The organism is Streptomyces noursei, from assembly GCF_016917755.1.
GTDB lineage: Bacteria > Actinomycetota > Actinomycetes > Streptomycetales > Streptomycetaceae > Streptomyces > Streptomyces yunnanensis.
Genome location: NZ_CP070326.1, coordinates 5,226,538 through 5,243,644, shown reverse-complemented (window position 1 = coordinate 5,243,644; position 17,107 = coordinate 5,226,538). Strand labels below are relative to the sequence as shown.

The window sequence follows — 17,107 nt, the reverse complement described above, 5'->3', positions numbered from 1 at the left end:
TGATCGAGGCTGACCTGCACGAGATTTACGGCGTTGACCTCGGCGACCGGGCGCTGCTGCGGGCCCGGTCCTGGCGGTGGCTGCGCGTGCGCATCCTCGCCCTTCTCTCTGCCGAGTCCCGCCTCGCCCGCGCGCTCACACCCCCGCCCTCCGCCTCCACACCCGCGGGAGGCACGACCGTCCGGAGGTGATGAGCTGTGGCTCTGCGCGTCGGCGAACTTGCCGCAACGATCACCGTCGACGACTCCGGCGCCCGCACGGGCGTACAGCGGGCCGAGGCCGCACTGCGCACCGGCGGCGACCGCATGACCGCCAGCGCAGACCGCTCCGGACGCCAGGCCGGCAACCAGCTCGGCGACGGCGTCGAGCAGGGCGCCGACCGGGGCGGCAACCGCGCCGCCGAGGCGATACAGAAGGGGCTGAAGAAGCTCGCCGCCGCCGCGGTCGGCCTGGCCATCGGTACCGCGCTGGTCGGCGGGATCGGCGAGGCCCTCGAACAAGCCAAGATCCCCGGCCAGTTGCAGGCGCAGCTCGGCGCCAGCGGTCCGGCCGCCGCGAAGTACGGCAAAGCCGCGGGGGCGCTGTATTCCGGGGCGATCGTCGACAGCGTCCAAGACGGTGCCGAGGCGATCAAGGGCATTGCGCGGTCTGGCCTGCTGCCGCCGGAAGCGACCGAGCAGCAGATCACCACCATGGGCAAGCGGGTCGCCGACACCGCCTCGGTCATGGGTGAGGACGTATCCGCCGTCACCCGGTCCGTGGGCCAGATGATGCGTACCGGCCTGGCCAAGAACGCCGACGAGGCCATGGACGTACTGGTGCGCGGAACCCAGCGCGGGGGCAACGCGGCCGAGGATTTGCTCGACACGTTCACGGAGTACGGCACGCAGTTCCGGAACATGGGCCTGTCCGGGCAGCAGGCCATGGGGCTCATTCAGCAGGGGCTCAAGGGCGGTGCCAGGGACGCGGACGTCGTCGCCGACACCATCAAGGAATTCAGCATCGAGGCCGTTGCCGGATCGGACAAGGTCCGGGGCGGGTTCGAGAAACTCCACCTCAACGCCGACAAGATGTTCGCCGCCATCGGCAAGGGCGGCAGCAGCGCGACCGGCGCCCTCGACAAGACCCTCGACACCCTGCGGGCCGTTAAGGACCCCATCGAACGCAACGCGATTGCGACCGAGTTGTTCGGCACCAAGGCCGAAGACCTCGGCGACGCGCTGTACTCCCTGGATCCGTCCAGTGCGGTCAAGGCGTTGGGGGACGTCAAGGGTGCCGCCGACGGTGCGGGCAACGCCATGCGTGACAACGCCGCGACCAAGGTCGAAGTCTTCAAGCGGAAGCTCATGCAGGGAGTTGTCGAAGTCCTCGGCACCTACGTGGTTCCGGCGATTGAGAAGCTCGTGAACTGGCTCGGTGACGGTGGCCTTGGCCGGGCGTTCAAGACCGCCAGCGGTTTCATTTCCGAGCACTCCACCGCCCTTGGCATCGGGGCCGGCGTGATCACCACGCTCATGCTGCCCACCCTGATCACGCTCGCCGCCCAGGCGGGCATCACGGGTGCGGCGGTGGTGATGAGCTGGGCCACGCAGACCGCCGCCAGCGTTACCGCTGCTGGTCGGTTCGTGGTCACCAACGCCACCATCCTTGCCGGTTGGGTGGCGCAGGGCGGCGCCGCCGTTGCTGCCGGTGCGCGCGTGGTGGGGGCCTGGGTCCTCATGGGCGCGCAGAGCCTGATTCAGGCTGCGCGGATGGCTGCGGCGTGGGTGATGGCCATGGGCCCCGTTGGTTGGATCATCACCGCCGTTGTGGGCCTGGTCGTGCTCATCGTCGCCAAGTGGGACGCGATCAAGAGCGCCACGGCCGCCGCCTGGGAGTGGGTCTGGAACAAGATCAAGGGCGTCGGTCAGTGGCTGCTGGACCTGTTCCTGAACTTCACTCTCGTCGGGATCATCATCAAGCACTGGGACGACATCAAGGCCGGCACCGTGCGCGTGTGGAACGCGATCGTCGACTGGGTCAAGGCGCTGCCGCAGCGCATCGTCGGCTTCTTCCTGAAGTGGACGCTCGTCGGGCTGATCATCCGGCACTGGTCGGAGATCAAGGACGGTACGAAGCGCAAGGCCGGCGAAATGCTCGACTGGGTCCGCGGCCTCCCCGGGTGCATCGTCGGGTACTTCGGCGACTTCGGATCCATGCTCTACAACAAGGGCCGCGACCTGATCACGGGCCTGTGGGACGGGATCCAGAACATGGGTCCCTGGCTCGCCAGCACCCTCGCCGGGTGGGCAAAGGATCTGATCCCCGGCCCCATCGCGCGAGCGTTGGGGATCCACTCGCCCTCGCGCGTCATGCGCGATCAGATCGGCCGGCACATTCCCTCAGGCATCGTCGAGGGCATCAAGTCCGGCGCCCCTGCGGTCGACCGCACCATGCGGTCCCTGGTGTCCGTTCCGTCCGCCCCGCAGTTCGCCACCGCCGGCGCAGCCCCCGCCAACGGCGCTCTGCAGGACGTTGGTTGGGGCACGTCGGTTCACATTGAGAACTGGCACGCCGGTGGGCAGTCCGCCGACCAACTCGCCGCCGCGCTGGCCTGGCAGATGAAGGGCAGGGGGTGACCGGCATGCCTTCGGGTGATCTGGTCACCCTCCCCGGACACCTCCAGTTCGGCGAGCTGCTGCTCGGGCCCGGCACGGCCGTGCGCTGGCAAAAGCTGACCGGGTGGGAGGACTCCCCCGGTGTGGACTCCGGCACCGTGCCACGGGCCGGCGCGCACGGGGCGATCCCCGGCCGGCTGCTGGCGCAGCCCCGCACGATCACGGTCGACGGGGTCGTGCTGCGCACCGCGCCCGGCGCGATGACCGCGGCAGTGCGGGAGTTGGGCGCGCACCTGGCGTTGCGTGACGACGAGGTGCCGCTCGTGGTGCGACTGGATGACGCGCCGCCGCTGCTGGTCTACGCCCGGTGTCTGCGGCATTCCATACCCGTCGACACCGGGTACCGCGTAGGCACGGTCACGGGTGGGGCGATTCAGTTCGAGGCCAGCGACCCCCGCCGTTACAGCCTGATCGAGCAGCGCGCCGAGATCCGGCTGCCGGCCGCCGAGCCGGGCCTCGACTGGCACCTCGCCCCCGGCCCCGAACGGTTGGGCTGGCCGCTGGACTTCGGGGCGCCTGGCTCGACCGGCACCACCACCGCCACCAACGACGGCACCACCGACACACACCCGACCATCACGTTCCGGGGGCCGGTCGACCGGCCTAGCCTCACCAACCTCGCGACGGGCGACGTGATCGAGTACGACATCTCCCTCGCCGACGGCGACGAACTGACCGTCGATACCGCGGCCGGCACGGTCACGCTCAACGGCACCGCCTCAAGGCTGAGTGCCGCGACCGCCCGCTCGGTCCCCGAGCAGACCCTCACCCTGCCGCCCGGTGTGACGTCGTGGGCGTTTCGCGCCGCCCCCGGATTCACCGACCCCCGCGCCTCCGCCGTCCTGCGGTGGCGCTCGGCCCACTGGTAAGGAGCCTCCCCTGTGACCGTGCGCGCCGCATGGCTACTGCCCACCGGGCAGACCCGCGAAGACACCCGCCTCGCACCGCTTGGCGCCATGGCCCCCACCTCCGAACTCGCCTCCCGTGAGGGGGTGGTCGCGGGCGGCAACCCCCTCGCCGCGTCGGGCGTGGGGCCTATGCAGCTCCAGATCGGCACCGGCCGCGCCCTGGTCCAGGGCACCGCGCCCCAGGGCGCGTATCCGGTTGTGGTGACTTCGCCGGAGACGCTGACGCTGGCCGACGGCGACGCGCAGTACGGCCGCATCGACGCTGTCGTGCTGCGTGTCCGCGATGGGCTGTATGACACCAGCGAGCAGACCGCCGTCGCCGTCGAGGTCATCCAGGGTGCGCCTTCGGCTACCCCGACCGCTCCGGCACTGCCGCCGGCCGCGCTGCGGCTGTGGGAGGTGACCGTCCCGGCCGGCACGTCCGCCGGCACCGGCGGGATCACCTGGGGCTCCGCACTGGCCGACCGGCGCCGCTACACCGCCGCGTACGGCGGGATCATCCCCCGCGGCTGGGGCCTGAACTTCCCCGGCGCCTACGACGGGCAGTACCGCGACACCGGGACCGGCTTGGAACGCTGGAACGCCTCGGCCGGGGCGTGGCAGCCCTACCCGGCCGACACCGGATGGATCGACCTCCCCCTGCCCACCGGCTATCAGCGGTTCTCCGGCAACGCCTACCCCTTCCAGATCCGCAAGACCGGCACACAGGTGCACCTGCGCGGGCGCATCACACGCACCGCCGGCCCTATCCCCGCCGACGGGCAACCCCTTCCGGGCCTGACCCTGCCGGCCATGTACCGGCCGTCACAGTCGCCCACCTCCTACGCCGAGGTGCTGCTCGGCTGCGACGTCACCAGCACCTACCCGGCCGGCGTCGTCCGCGGAGAGATCAGCGGCCGAGGCACGATCACCCCCGCCTTTCAGCGCCCCGTCTCCACATGGCTGGCCTTTGGCTGCTCCTGGTGGACCGACTGACACGAGAAGGGGGTGCCATGTTCGCCCCCTACCGGGCCTTGTTCTGTGACCTGCGGACCGACCAGCTACTCGACGTGCTGCCCCTGCAAGCGGTCAGCTTCGACGACTACCTCGGCAAGACCGGCACCGCCCAGGGCACCATCCCCATACCCAACAGCGGCGTTGCCGGCCGGGTCCGCGCCGCCGTCACTCCGGGCCGCACGGCCCTGTGGATCGAGCGGGGGCGGGAAATCTGGTGGGGCGGGATCGTGTGGACCGCGTCCGTGCAGTCCACCGACCGCGGCTTTCTGTCCATGCAGGTCCAGGCCGGCACCTTCGACAGCTACCTCGATCACCGCCGCCTGCTCGACACCTTCGAGGCCCGTGGCGTCGAGCAGTTCGACATCGTGCGTCAGCTGATCGACTACGCGCAGCAGGGCGCCGGCGGCGATATCGGGATCGAGTACGGCACCGAGACGTCCGGCATGGCGCGTGATCGCGTCTACAGCCGGTACGACGTACCCTCGCTCCGCGATCTCATCGACCAACTCGGCAAGGTGGAGAAGGGCTTTGAGTGGCGCATAGCCGCCTTCCGGGATCCTGAAAGCGGCCGGCGCATCAAGCGCTTGCAGCTTGGATCACCGGTGATTCGAACCGGTGCGAGCGATGTCGTCCTCGATCATCCGGGCCCGGTCATGTCCTACGCCTGGCCCGTGGACGCCACCGGGCAGGCCAACGTCTGGCAGTCCCGCGGCGCCAGCGACAACACCAACCAGGCCGCCGAATCCGTTCCGCTGCTGTCTGATCTGCTCGTGGACGACGTTGCCCTCGCGGCCGGCTGGCCCCGCCTGGATGGCACCTCGGACTACTCCACCGTGATCGAGAAACCCACCCTGGACGCCCACGCGCGGGCCGACTGGGATACCGCCCGCACCCCGCGCACCATTCCCGAGATCACCGTGCACATGGGCCGCGCGCCCCTCACCCCGGCCATGCTCGGCACCACCATCCGCCTGCGCATCCGTGACTTGTGGTTCGCCGATGGCCTCGACGAGCGGTATCGCGTCGTCGGCATGGCCCTCACGCCGCCGGAGCGCGGCCGGCCCGAAACCGCGAAACTCTTCCTGGAGGCGCCCTAAATGGCCGCTGTCCCCCTCGACCTCCTCGACCGCATCCGCGCCCTTGAGCGCCAGGTGCGCGAACTATCCGGCCGCGCGCAGACCCGGCCCGCCCTGAACCGGATCACCCACGGCACTGTGGTCATCGGCGAGGGTGGCAGCCTCGACGTCCGGGCCCCCGGCGGCGCGCAGGTGCTCGGGGTGGGCCAGTTCGCCACCGGCCGGTACGGCGTGAGCATGGCCCGCGAGGACGGGACCGGCGTCGCCTTGGAGGTCGGCGGCAACGACACCACGGCCGCCCAAATGGTCCGGCTGTTCGCCCGCGGCGGGTACCCGTCCCCGATCGTGATGGATGACGGGTACGCCGACGGGTACCTCGGCCGACCATGGGTGCCTATCCCCCTCGCCCCCAGCGCCACCGTCACCGCCTCCGACTGGACCACCACCCACGCAGGCACCATCTGGACCCAGCACGCCGTACTCGCCGCACAGTGGTCGATCTACGCGCCGGCCGGCACCACCGCCGAGGCCCGCCTCATGCTCAACCGCGGCGGCAACCTCACCCAACTTGGCGACACCCTCACCGCCGCCGGGAAAGAAGTGTTCACCTCGCAGCGCATCACCCCCAGCGCGCACGGCCTTTCCCGTGGCGACACCGCCGCCCTCCTCATCCAGGCCCGACGCACCGCCGGGGCCGGCACCGCGGTTGCGTGGTGTCAGGGCATGTGGGGCTCCAACACCGCCAATGCCAGCGAAGCCAACCACTAGGACACCACCTTGCTCCCCGACTCCATCCCCACCGTCACCGTCACCGGCCGCTTTCTTTCGCCCGACGGCCGGCCCCTGTCCGGCGCGGTCGTCTTCCGCGCGCCGGCGCAGCTCACATTCCCGGCCGCCGACGTCATCCTCGGCGGGCCCGTCACCGCGCAGCTCGACGCGCAGGGGCAGATCAGCGCGACCCTGCCCGCCACCGACGCGCCCGGCATGATCCCCGACGGCTGGTCGTACACCGTGACCGAGTCCCTGTCGGGCATCCCGGCCGGCCGCTCGTATCAAGTCCTACTGCCCGCGGAGGCTCCCGAGGTCGACCTCGCCGACGTCGCCCCCACCGACCCCACCAAACCGAACTACGTGGCGGTGCGCGGTGCTTCCGCCTACGAGGTAGCCGTCGCCGCCGGGTTCGAAGGTGCCCCGGCCGACTGGCTCGCATCCCTCGTCGGACCCCGCGGCCCCGAGGGCAAGCGCGGTCCGGCCGGGCCCCAGGGCGAGCCAGGCCCCCAAGGTGAGCGCGGCGAGCAGGGCGCTCCGGGGGCTGACGGCCGGGTGCAGTCCGTCAACGGCCACTCTGCCGCCGAGGTCACGCTCACCGCGGCCGACGTCGGAGCAGTCCCCACCGCCGCGGCCGGCGCCCCGGGTGGCGTCGCCCAGCTCGACGACACCGGCCGCATCCCCACCACCCAACTCCCCTCCACTACCGGTGCAGTCGCATCGGTCAACGGCAAGACCGGGGCCGTGCAGCTCACCGCGGGCGACGTCGGCGCGCTGGCCACCAGCACCCGCGGCGCCGCCGGCGGGGTCGCCAGCCTCGACACCAGCGGACAGATACCCGCCGCGCAGCTCCCGCCGGCAACCGGCACCCGCAACATCTGGTCCCCGCAGGCCCTCGGCTTCCAGGCGTGGACGTGTGACTCGTACACGGTCGCTAATCCCGTGGCCAAGTTCCTTGCGCCACAGCGGCTTTACGTGTGCGGCATCAACATCACGGAGCCAACGCAGGTCAACAGGGTGATCATGTTTGCCCGCGGCTATGGAGGTGTCCCAGCCGATCGGTTCGCCGCGGGCATCTATCGCGAGGACGGCACGAAGGTCACCGGCACCGCGGCGCCGGTCAGTCTCGGCATGGCCGGGCAGACGGCCGGCAGCCCACCGCAGATGATCAACAACCACATCGGCGCAACACCGATCGCCATGCCGTCGACCGTGACTCTCGCGCCCGGCCGGTACTGGGTGACATGGGTCCTGACCACGGGCGGCGCCTCGGATTACGCGTTCTTCCACGTGCAGAACGAATCCCCCGTCGCCGCCGCCAACTTCTTCTTCGGTACCCCGTTCGCCCGCGCCTGGTACCTCAACGGCCAGACCAACACCCCCGCCCGGCTGAACCAGGCCGAGGCGGGCGTGCTCACCGATCACGACATTCCGATCATGGCCGTCGCTCTGGCCTGACCACACACCCACCAGTAAGGACACGCCCATGACTGAGATCGTCCGTGCCGAGGTCGCCGTCACGTACGGCATAGAAGGACGGGATCCGCGCAGGACCGTTATCCGGCACAACATTCCCATCATGACGTGGGCGCCGGGCGGCAGTGTCTACCTGACGCCTCAGGAGAACGAGGCCGCGCTCAGGGCCGCCGCCCAGGCATTCGCCGCAGCTCTGCCCACAAACCGCGGGTACAGCATCGTCGGCTCCCTGGTAAGCGAGACCAACACCCCCATCTGACCGCCCGCCCACCTTCCGCACTACACGCCCGAGCGCACCGCGCCGGGCGTTTTCTCATCTCTGGAGACACGATGGCAACACCCCTTTCCGCCGACCGTCTGCTCGCCGCGCTGCGCGCCGAGGGCGTCAACGTCACCGAATACGGCAACTGGCGCTCCCACAACCGCAACCACAAGGGAAGTTGGGGCCCGGTCAACGGAGTGATGATCCACCACACCGTAAGCAGCGGCACCGACTCCTCGGTGCGCCTGTGCTACGACGGATACGCCGAACTCCCCGGACCGCTGTGCCACGGCGTGATCGCCAAGAACGGCGACGTCTACCTGACCAGCTCCGGCCGCGCCAACCACGCCGGCCGCGGCGACGCAGGCGTGCTGAACGCCGTGGTCGCCGAGCGCGCCCTACCGGCCACCACCGCCAACAACACGGACGGCAACACCCACTTCTACGGATTCGAGTGCGTCAACCTCGGCAACGGCGCCGACCCCTGGCCCGAGGCGCAGCTCGACGCGATCGAGCGCGTCGGCACCGCCCTGTGCCGTGCCTACGGCTGGTCGGCCGCATCCGTGATCGGCCACAAGGAGTGGACGAACACCAAGATCGACCCTCGCGGGTTCAGCATGGACACGATGCGCGAACGCATCGACCACCGCCTCAACCACGGCGGCAGCAGCAACTCGTACACGGTCAAGGCCGGCGACACCCTGTCGGCGATCGGCCGGGCGCACGGCATGCCGTGGAAGGAAATCGCCGCCGCCAACGGCCTGCGGGAGCCGTACACGATCAAGCCCGGCCAGTCCCTCACGATGCCCGGCAAGCCGGCCCCGGCCCCGCGGTACGAGCCGTTCCCCGGGGACAGCTTCTTCAAGTCCTACCCGCGGTCGCCGATCGTGACCGCCATGGGCCGCCGCCTGGTCGAGGAAGGGTGTTCTGCCTACGGCTCCGGCCCCGGACCCCAGTGGACCACCGCCGACCGCGAGTCGTTCCGTAAGTGGCAGCAGCACCTCGGCGACGCACCCGCGTACTGCGACGGCTGGCCCGGCCGCCGCCAGTGGGACGCCCTCAAGGTCCCCAAGGTCTAACCCGCCCCCGCCCGCCCGCACACAACGGGCGGGCGCCCCTGCCCCCATCCCTAGAACGAGGTACACCCCCATGACCGACGCCACCCGGCGCACCATCCGCACCGTCGTGCAGACCACCGTCGCCCTCGCCGTGCTGCTCCCCGCCATCGTCGACGCCTCCGGCATCCCCGCATCCCTGCCCTGGGTCGCCGGATCCCTCGCCGTCGCCGGCGGCCTGGCCCGCGTGATGGCCCTGCCCGGCGTGCAAGCCCTGCTCCCCGGCTGGCTGCGCAGCGCACCGCCCGGCCACACCAAGGACACCGGAGGTGACGTGTGACCGACCACGACCCCGGCGACGTCGCCCTCGAACTCGAACGACTCCGCGGCGCCGTCGAGGCCGGGTTCGCCCGCGTCGACGGCGCCCTCGCCCTCGTCGTCCAACGCTCCGACCAAACCGACCGGCGCCTCGCCGACCTCGACACCCGCCTCGACGCCGTCGAACGCCGCCGCTGGCCCCTACCCAGCATCGCCGCCCTGGTCGGCATCGTCGGCCTGTTCATGACCGTCTGGCAAGCCACCGCCACCCGGTGAACTTGCGTCCCCTCAACAATTAGCGGCCCGCCCCGATGCGTCGGGGCGGGCCGCTTTTGCCGTATCCAGCCCCGACCGTGGCGCCTGCTGCCTCGGAGCGCCGCCGAAGGTTGTTGCCGGTCGCCCCCGGTGGTTTGCCCTACGTGCTAGGCGTCGACTGATGCAATGCCTCGATGGCTGAGGACCTGCCGGGCCAGCGCCAATGTGTAGTCCTGCCCTGCTGCTGCGACGTCCGGCTTCTCGGGATCCTTGAGGGTCAGCCGGCCAACGTGCAGCCCTCCATGGCCGTAGATCGTCTTGGCGGGCTCGCTGCTCCCGTCAACCTCTAGTTCCCATTCCGCGTCCCGGAGGTCCAGCGTTCCCGGTTTCGGGACCACGCGGCTACTCCACCCGGTGCACAGCACCCACTCAGTTGGGTTCGGGCTGTGGCGCGCCGCCACGTCCATGAGGTGCACGTCCGGCACCTCCGGGACAGCGAGGTACCCCACCACGGCATCAATGCCGAATTGGCCGGTGGTGGTGTATGCGACGGCCCCGACCACGTCCGGCCAGAAATGAATCAGAGGGAAAATCGATACACGACCAGTGCCTGACATCATCCTTCTTGCCACGGTTCTCCCTCATAGTTCCGAACACGGCCCCGCGCCAGTCTTCCAGCGCGGGGCCGCTCGTACTAGTCGATCACCGTGCTACGGCGCCTAGTTGTCGCCGCACCCCTGGCTAGGGTTCCCCTCCTGACCGTCTGAGCCGTCGCCGGTCTCGCCACTGCTGTTCTCCTCGTCACCCCGGACGATGACCGTCCGCTGAAGTGCTTCCTTGAGCGTCACGTGCGTGCCTCCTCAAAGGTGAGCAGCACGGGGGTTTCCCCGAACTGTCGTGCACTTGCTGACCCGTTCGACTGCCGCTGTCCGTGGAGACAGCCGAACGGGGTCCTACCCGCCCCCATCGAGACTTACGGCACGGGGAAGCGCCGATTATCGGTCGGTGGGGGCGGAGATTTAAGGGGTGTTATCCGCCATTCACCCGCCGTACCAGCGCTCACCTTCCTGGTGGGCGCGCTCATGCAAGTGAGTGGACACCTGGACTTGCCGTTCCTTGGGGGTCTCTGCGCCGCTCACTTTTGAGTCTTCGTCCTGGCGTTCTTTCGCCGCCTGGATGGTGTGTTTCGCTTCGGACATTGCGCCTTTCCTCATCTTTCTTGGTGCCCCGCCCCTGGAAACCGACATTGTCTGGAATCGCGGGGCGGGAGATTTAGTGCCGCCTCGGGGGCACCCAGCCCCGAGGCGGCTTTGCTGCGCTCCCCTCTTCGTCGCGCCCCCTTATTTCGATTTATAGGCGTGACTGGGGCCGAGTGAGTTTTAGGGCCCACCGTGAGGAGCGCACCCGGCACCCTCCAGCGCCGGGGGTCTACTTGGAGCACAAGCGGCATCGCCGCTTGCCCGAATCCAAGGCCCTTTTGAGGGACCAGACTTCCACGCGCTGCGTGCCGTGCTTTCCCATTGCGACGCAGTCATGGGTCGGGTGATAGCTCGTGCCGGTCGGAATGATGTAGACCGGGGTGGTGATGGCCGGATTACTCATGAGGCGCCCTACTGGTCGTCTACCTCGGCGGCCTGCGGGTTCCGCGCGGACCAGTCGCGTTGGATCTCCGACAGGATGTCAAGCTTGTGATTGATGGTCTGCGCCATCTCCCGGGCGTCCTCGACCCTGGCGCCTCCCAACTCCAGCGAGTACGGCTCGTCGCATGTGACGCATTCGTTCCGGATCTGGATATCCGGAAGGTCTACACCCAGGCGGCGAAACGCGTTGACCAGCTCCAAGCCTGCGGCGGTTGCCTCTTCGCGTTTTTCATCACGAAAGAACGACTCGTCTACGGGCTCAAGTTCTTGGTACACCGTAAACCTCTCAGACCGGTGGAAGAACATGGGCGGGGATTGCGGGGGTGCCCCAATCGTGGCCCCCTTCACACCGCGAGGGAGCCTGACAGAAAAAGCCCCTGCGGCTACATGCCCCACACCCGTGGTAACCCGGCGCACTAACTCCGGTGTGGTAAGGCGTTAGTCGTAGAACCAATTCCTGTGTGCATGCCGCACCCCGGCACCCCCGGCACACGAGATGAGGGCCGGGGCAGATCACCACCCAACGGACCCGATAACGAACATGATGGCGCCCGAAACAATGAAGGCGAATCCCGCGCCGACGACCCATCCGTCAATGGAGAACCACCAGCGCCAACGCTTGTGACTCTTCTCCAGCGCTTTGGCGATGCGTTGAGTGGTGTCGGGGTCGACCGTCCCCAGTACGACGCGGTCACGGTCAGCCGTTACGGTCAGTTCGGGCAGGTGGAGCCGCAGGCCCGCTAGTGCCTTGTGCAGTTGCTCCAGTGACGCATCTACCGACCCATGGATGAAGGGCGTGCGGGGTGCACGGTGCGTTCCGTGGCCAGCCAATGTCAGTACCTCCGCCGGGCGTTGTCCTTACGCACACGGGCCCGGAGATCGAGCAGGGTAGGCGAGTCCGACTGTTTGCCGTCCTGGCACCGCTCGTCGTCGGCGTTGGTCTGGCTGTCAACGTGCTCCGGGTTTCGGCTGCCACACCCGCCACGCTTCGTGGTGGTCATCACGTCAGCCCTCGCAAGCCGGCCTCAACGCGCCCCAAAATGGCGCGCGTCGGACGGGCATACGGCCCACGGGGGATGCCAACAGGAAGCGGCGTCCACTTGCCGAACCAGACGGTCGGCATCGTCAAGCGCTGTCCCTGGTGACGCATGCCGCGAGACGGCCATGGCGCGGATTCAGCCTGGCTCAGTGGTGCGCGGATGCGGTGCTCCATCGCTCCTCCAGTTCCTCGGTTCCTCCGGGAAGGGCTCCCAGAATGGACCCAAGAAGCGCTACTTTGTAGCTAGTTGGTGGTCCGACCAGCAACTTGGACCATTTGGCATATGCCAACTTGCCTGACCAGCAGGAACGCGCACGTGTACGGACTGCCCCAAGACCTTGGGAGGGTGGCGTGACGGACGATCAGCATGAAGGTGACGAGCCGCTGAAGGACCCCCGACGTCAGTTCGCGGAAGAGCTGAAGAGCGCCAGGGAACTTCACAAACCGCGGGCCCTGTCACAGCGCGGGTTAGCCACAGAGCTTCAGGTTGGAAAAAGCACGATTGCTCGGATGGAAGGCGACGGGAACATCCCGCCATACCTCCCTGCGCGCCTGGATGAGCTGTTCGGCACCGATGGCAAGTTCAAGCGCCTGTGGGAGGAGATCATCAAGGGTGGGTACGTCGATTACTCACTCAAGCGAATCGAGCTGGAGGCGCAAGCCACTGCGATAGCGGAGTGGTCATCGTCGATCGTGCCTGGACTACTTCAGACGCTGGAGTACGCCCGAGCACTACTGCGAGCGGGCGACCCACGAACTTCCGAAGCCGAAGTGTCGAAGCTGGCCGCCATGCGTGTGGCCAGACAGGACGTTCTCCGGCTCGGCACTCCCCCAGACTTCTCCGTCGTGCTCTGCGAATCCGTAATCCTTCGCCGCGTCGGTAGCGCCGAGGTTATGCGGGGACAGCTTGAGACCCTGCTCGCGTATGCCAAACAGCCGACAACGATCATGCAGGTCCTACCGCTTGGTTCCGATGCGCACGGCCTCATGGACGGACCACTTACGACCCTGACCACACCGGACGGGGGCACTGTGGCCTATACGGAAGGGCTCGTATCAGGCATGATCATCGACGATCCGGCTGCCGTCCGGCGGCTATGTCGGGCCTACGATGGAGTGACCGCTTCGGCGCTCTCCACCGCTCACTCTGTTGAGCTGATCCGTAAGCAACTGGAGGCACTGTGACCGCCCGTCGTACTCAGACATGGGTCAAGAGCAGCTACAGCAACCAACAGGGCGGCAACTGCCTCGAATGGCAGCCGGAGCACGCCCGAAGCACCGGTGAGGTTCTGATTCGGGACAGCAAGAACCCCACTGGCCCCCGTCTCACCCTGACCGCCGACGCATGGTCGGGCCTGGTCAACTTCGCCAAGTCCCAAGACTGATGGGTCAAATCAGCCGGCCGAGCCCCGCCACTCCTTGTCGTCAGAGCGGCGGGGCTTTCGCATGACCGCATCAAGGCTGGCGAGGGGGGCTCGTCGCTGACCGCCACATACGCAGCGGCGCCCCCGTCGGGATCTTTCCCGACGGGGGCGCCGTGTTTCTGGGCGCAGATCACGCCCGGTGGTGGTGCCCCTTTAGGTGCACTGACGTGGAACATCGGCACCACCGGCAGCGCGATGTCCCGGGAGCCGAGGGCGAATGCCTCCGCGGTGTTGACCTGGAGCGAGTGGAGGTAGAGCGAACGGTGGCTGTAGAGCACGCCCTTGGGCTCGCCGGTCGTGCCGGAGGTGTAGCAGAGGGCCGCGGCCTCCCGCTCGTCGATCTCCGGCCAGTCGTAGTGTTCCGCGCGCCCGGCGAGCAGTTCCTCGTAGTCGTGGACCTGGGCGTGGGCGTCGGCCAGCGGGGTGCGGTCGCCGGGGCCGACGACGACCACGTGCGCCACCGTGGGCAACTGCGGCAGCAGGGGCGCCAGCAGCGGGATCAGGGTGCCGTTGACGAGCACCACCCGATCCTGGGCGTGGTTGATGATCCAGGCGAGTTGTTCGGCCGGGAGGCGCAGGTTGAGGGTGTGCAGCACCGCCCCCATGGACGGGATGCCCAGGTACGCCTCCATGTGTTCGCTGTTGTTCCACATGAGGGTTCCGACCCGCTCCTCGGCGACCACTCCGAGGGTGTCGCGGAGCGCGTGCGCGAGCTGGGCGGCCCGGCGACCGATCTCGGCGAAGGTGCGGCGGTGCGGCTCGGCCTCGCCGGTCCAGGTGATGACCTTCGCCTTTCCATGGACCGTGGATCCATGGGTGAGGATTCGCGAGACCGTGAGCGGTACGTCCTGCATCGTGCTGAGCACCGAGTTGCCTCCGCGTTGTTACGGGCGGGTAGTGGTGCTGCGATTGTCGGTGCGTACCAGGCGGTATGTCACGCCTCCATGGCGTGTTCTTTTCCTCTCGGCGGCGGAAACGGCCGGGAACACTCCCAGCGCGCGGCGCCGCGCACCCCCGCGCATCACCCGCGCGGGCGCGCCCGCGCCCGCGACACCTGGCCGGCCCGGCCGGCCCGACCGCCCCACCCCCCGCCGCGCCCCGCTGCGCCCCGCCGCCGCTACACCACCGGCGCCGGCTTCGGGGTCACCGTCTGGAGGACGAGGACCGAGAGGTCGTCCTCGACCGGACCGGTGCCGAAGTCGTGCGCGGCCCGCCGGATGTGTTCCGCGAGCGCCTTGGCGCCCAGCCCGAGGCCGTCCCGCAGGACCTCGATCAGCCCGTCGTTGTCGTCCAACTGCCAGTTGCCGCACCGGCGTTCGGTGACCCCGTCGGTGACGCACAGCAGCGTCTCGCCGGGGGCGAGGGTGAAGGTGCTGGCGTGGTACTCGGTGCCCTCGTCGATGCCCAGCAGCATCTGCGGGTCGGCGGCCGGCTCCACCACGCCGTCGGTGAACATGTGGAGCGGCGGCGGGTGCCCGGCGCAGGCGACGGTGCAACGGGTCCCGGGGACGCCCGGATCGACGGCCAGCTCCCCGTACAGCAGGCTCAGAAAGCGGGAGCTGGCCTGTTCACCGCCGAGCTCCACCGCCTCCGCGCTCTCCTCGGCCATGGCCAGATTCAACCGCCCGAGGACCGATTCGACGCCGTGGCCCTCGCGGGCCAGCAGGCGCACCAGGTGGCGGGCCAGCCCGGTCACCGACATCGCCTCGGGGTCCTTGCCCTGGACGTCCCCCAGCAGGAAGCACCAGCGGCGGTCGCCCATCGGGAAGATGTCGTAGAAGTCGCCGCCGACGGTCTGCCCCGCGCCGTGCGGTTCGTAGACGATCGCGGTGTCCACGCCGGGGATGCTGGCCAGCGACGCGGGCAGCTGACGGCGCTGGAGCGCCAGGCTGATGGTGGTCTGGCGGGTGTACTGGCGGGCGGTGTGCACGGCCTGGGCGACCCGCCGGGCGACGTCCTCCACCATGCGGACGACGGTGTCGGTCATCTTCAGCCGGCCCGCCCGGCCCAGCAGCAGGACGCCCTGGAGCTCGCCGCGCGCCACCAGGGGGAAGGCCAGTGACGACCCGCCCGCCGAGGACGCGCCGGCGCATTCCGGCCAGGGCCAGGAGGTGCCGCCCGGGCGGACGATGTCGGTGGGCGGATCGCGCTCCAGGTCGGTGCGGAGCGGCCCGATCCGCCGCTCGTCGACGTGCCAGACCCGGGAGAGCTCCATCCCGCCGCCCTCGACGCTCAGCCAGATCGCGCACCAGTCGGCGAGGCGGGGCACCAGCAGTTGGGCGGCGAGCGCGGTGACCATGTCCTGGTCCAGCTGACCGGCCAGCAGCTCGCTGGTCTCGGCGAGGAAGGACGGGCCGCCGCGGTCGGCCCACTCGGCGGCGTCGCCGTGCGGCGGGCCGCCGTGCCCGCCCGGCACCCGGACCGGGGTCGCGGCCCCGTGCGGACGCCGGGCGGGCCCGCGCGGCGCGGCCTTCGTCTCGCCCTCGGTGGCCTCCAGGCGGAACCAGACCGTCTTGATCGACTTTCGGTACGTCACGCCCCAGGACTCGGCGAGCGCACTGACCAGCTGGAGGCCGTAGCCGGGCTCGCCGCTGCGGGCGTCCACCCCGCCGCGCACCACCCGCGAGGGGTGCCGGTCGGAGACCTCCAGGACGACGGCGACGGTGGCCGGGCCCGGCGGCGCGGAGCCGCTACCGGGGGCCTCGCCGCGGGCGTCGGCGGCCGGCTTGCGCCCGTACTCCAGCCGGCAGGTCACGTCGATGTCGGTGCCCGCGTACATCACGGCGTTGGTGACCAGTTCGCTGACGAGGAGGACGGCCTGGTCGATGAGTTCCTGGCTGATCGCCGCGGCGCCGGGGGTGGCCTCGGGGGCGGCGGCCCGCTCGGTCAGCAGCGTGCGCACGAAGCGACGGGCGCCGGAGGCGGCCAGCTGGTTCGCCGGCAATCCGGTGCGGGACACCGTTTCGGTCTCGTGCGGCGCCGTCGTCCGCGGGGACAGTGTGGCCACTGCGCCCCCCGATGAACCTGGGAAAAGCATCTCATTACGGGCGCTTTATACTATGACATATCTGACCAATGCGATCAGTTCCGGGCCTCCTCCGGAACCCGTCGGGCGACTGCGGATCCGGCTCCGGAGCGCCCCCCGGACGAGCCGGACGGCTCTGCACCGGCCGGCCGGCTCGCCATCCGTTCGGTACAAGATCGGTCTCGAATCACTGGGGGGATGGTGTGCC

The 17,107-nt window shown here is 69.4% G+C and carries 18 protein-coding genes and 1 pseudogene; 12 read left to right on the top strand and 7 right to left on the bottom strand.

What is annotated here, in order from left to right; all coding sequences use genetic code 11:
• Positions 1-197 precede the first annotated feature (197 nt).
• The 10 genes from JNO44_RS23145 to JNO44_RS23100 all read left to right on the top strand — a co-directional run bounded on the left by JNO44_RS23145 (position 198) and on the right by JNO44_RS23100 (position 9,792).
• A complete protein-coding gene (locus tag JNO44_RS23145; protein WP_205365931.1) occupies positions 198-2,618 on the top strand; it encodes a phage tail tape measure protein in 2,421 nt (806 codons plus the stop codon).
• A 5-nt stretch (positions 2,619-2,623) separates the two neighbouring features.
• Positions 2,624-3,526 carry a phage distal tail protein gene (locus tag JNO44_RS23140; protein ID WP_240167626.1) on the top strand — a complete coding sequence of 301 codons (903 nt, stop codon included), beginning with the start codon at positions 2,624-2,626 and terminating at the stop codon, positions 3,524-3,526.
• Positions 3,527-3,538: 12 nt separating this feature from the next.
• Positions 3,539-4,540 (top strand): hypothetical protein, encoded by a 1,002-nt coding sequence (locus JNO44_RS23135; protein WP_205365930.1) that lies wholly within the window; start codon positions 3,539-3,541, stop codon positions 4,538-4,540.
• A gap of 17 nt (positions 4,541-4,557) precedes the next feature.
• A complete protein-coding gene (locus tag JNO44_RS23130; RefSeq protein ID WP_205365929.1) occupies positions 4,558-5,658 on the top strand; it encodes a hypothetical protein in 1,101 nt (366 codons plus the stop codon).
• Positions 5,659-6,405 (top strand): hypothetical protein, encoded by a 747-nt coding sequence (locus JNO44_RS23125; protein ID WP_205362702.1) that lies wholly within the window; start codon positions 5,659-5,661, stop codon positions 6,403-6,405.
• Positions 6,406-6,414: 9 nt separating this feature from the next.
• A complete protein-coding gene (locus tag JNO44_RS23120; RefSeq protein ID WP_205365928.1) occupies positions 6,415-7,863 on the top strand; it encodes a collagen-like protein in 1,449 nt (482 codons plus the stop codon).
• A 28-nt stretch (positions 7,864-7,891) separates the two neighbouring features.
• Positions 7,892-8,140, top strand: coding sequence for a hypothetical protein (locus tag JNO44_RS23115; RefSeq protein ID WP_102924319.1), 249 nt, complete (start codon positions 7,892-7,894; stop codon positions 8,138-8,140).
• Between the two features lie 71 nt (positions 8,141-8,211).
• Positions 8,212-9,222 carry a peptidoglycan-binding protein gene (locus tag JNO44_RS23110; protein WP_205365927.1) on the top strand — a complete coding sequence of 337 codons (1,011 nt, stop codon included), beginning with the start codon at positions 8,212-8,214 and terminating at the stop codon, positions 9,220-9,222.
• 70 nt (positions 9,223-9,292) lie between these two features.
• Positions 9,293-9,538, top strand: coding sequence for a hypothetical protein (locus JNO44_RS23105; protein ID WP_205362709.1), 246 nt, complete (start codon positions 9,293-9,295; stop codon positions 9,536-9,538).
• Complete coding sequence (locus JNO44_RS23100; protein WP_205365926.1) at positions 9,535-9,792, top strand: hypothetical protein; 258 nt, start codon at positions 9,535-9,537, stop codon at positions 9,790-9,792. Before JNO44_RS23105 ends, JNO44_RS23100 begins: the two co-directional genes overlap by 4 nt.
• A gap of 146 nt (positions 9,793-9,938) precedes the next feature.
• Here the strand turns inward: JNO44_RS23100 and JNO44_RS23095 are convergent, their stop codons facing one another.
• The 5 genes from JNO44_RS23095 to JNO44_RS23080 all read right to left on the bottom strand — a co-directional run bounded on the left by JNO44_RS23095 (position 9,939) and on the right by JNO44_RS23080 (position 12,242).
• Positions 9,939-10,403 (bottom strand): hypothetical protein, encoded by a 465-nt coding sequence (locus tag JNO44_RS23095; RefSeq protein WP_205365925.1) that lies wholly within the window; start codon positions 10,401-10,403, stop codon positions 9,939-9,941.
• Positions 10,404-10,490: 87 nt separating this feature from the next.
• On the bottom strand, positions 10,491-10,619 hold the full coding sequence (locus tag JNO44_RS44510) for a hypothetical protein (protein WP_258017903.1): 129 nt from the start codon (positions 10,617-10,619) through the stop codon (positions 10,491-10,493).
• Between the two features lie 192 nt (positions 10,620-10,811).
• The gene (locus JNO44_RS23090; RefSeq protein ID WP_205365924.1) at positions 10,812-10,970 is read right to left on the bottom strand and encodes a hypothetical protein; all 159 of its coding nucleotides are present in this window, start codon (positions 10,968-10,970) and stop codon (positions 10,812-10,814) included.
• A gap of 411 nt (positions 10,971-11,381) precedes the next feature.
• A complete protein-coding gene (locus JNO44_RS23085) occupies positions 11,382-11,717 on the bottom strand; it encodes a hypothetical protein (protein WP_102924324.1) in 336 nt (111 codons plus the stop codon).
• A gap of 207 nt (positions 11,718-11,924) precedes the next feature.
• Entirely contained in the window at positions 11,925-12,242 is a 318-nt protein-coding gene (locus JNO44_RS23080; RefSeq protein ID WP_205365923.1) for a hypothetical protein, read from the bottom strand.
• A 559-nt stretch (positions 12,243-12,801) separates the two neighbouring features.
• Here JNO44_RS23080 and JNO44_RS23075 point away from each other — a divergent pair.
• On the top strand, positions 12,802-13,635 hold the full coding sequence (locus JNO44_RS23075) for a helix-turn-helix domain-containing protein (protein WP_240167625.1): 834 nt from the start codon (positions 12,802-12,804) through the stop codon (positions 13,633-13,635).
• Entirely contained in the window at positions 13,632-13,835 is a 204-nt protein-coding gene (locus JNO44_RS23070; protein WP_205365922.1) for a DUF397 domain-containing protein, read from the top strand. Before JNO44_RS23075 ends, JNO44_RS23070 begins: the two co-directional genes overlap by 4 nt.
• Positions 13,836-14,032: 197 nt before the next feature.
• Here the strand turns inward: JNO44_RS23070 and JNO44_RS23065 are convergent.
• Both JNO44_RS23065 and JNO44_RS23060 read right to left on the bottom strand, forming a co-directional pair.
• A pseudogene (locus tag JNO44_RS23065) lies at positions 14,033-14,740 on the bottom strand (AMP-binding protein); the annotation flags it as partial.
• A 251-nt stretch (positions 14,741-14,991) separates the two neighbouring features.
• On the bottom strand, positions 14,992-16,881 hold the full coding sequence (locus tag JNO44_RS23060; RefSeq protein WP_235093883.1) for a SpoIIE family protein phosphatase: 1,890 nt from the start codon (positions 16,879-16,881) through the stop codon (positions 14,992-14,994).
• Between the last annotated feature and the right edge of the window lie 226 nt (positions 16,882-17,107).

Excerpts from the sequence above, each read along its gene's own strand:
- JNO44_RS23140 (WP_240167626.1), top strand. The coding sequence starts at position 2,624 with ATGCCTTCGGGTGATCTGGTCACCCTCCCCGGACACCTCCAGTTCGGC.
- JNO44_RS23130 (WP_205365929.1), top strand. The coding sequence starts at position 4,558 with ATGTTCGCCCCCTACCGGGCCTTGTTCTGTGACCTGCGGACCGACCAG.
- JNO44_RS23125 (WP_205362702.1), top strand. The coding sequence starts at position 5,659 with ATGGCCGCTGTCCCCCTCGACCTCCTCGACCGCATCCGCGCCCTTGAG.
- JNO44_RS23115 (WP_102924319.1), top strand. The coding sequence starts at position 7,892 with ATGACTGAGATCGTCCGTGCCGAGGTCGCCGTCACGTACGGCATAGAA.
- JNO44_RS23110 (WP_205365927.1), top strand. The coding sequence starts at position 8,212 with ATGGCAACACCCCTTTCCGCCGACCGTCTGCTCGCCGCGCTGCGCGCC.
- JNO44_RS23105 (WP_205362709.1), top strand. The coding sequence starts at position 9,293 with ATGACCGACGCCACCCGGCGCACCATCCGCACCGTCGTGCAGACCACC.
- JNO44_RS23090 (WP_205365924.1), bottom strand. The coding sequence starts at position 10,970 with ATGTCCGAAGCGAAACACACCATCCAGGCGGCGAAAGAACGCCAGGAC.
- JNO44_RS23085 (WP_102924324.1), bottom strand. The coding sequence starts at position 11,717 with ATGTTCTTCCACCGGTCTGAGAGGTTTACGGTGTACCAAGAACTTGAG.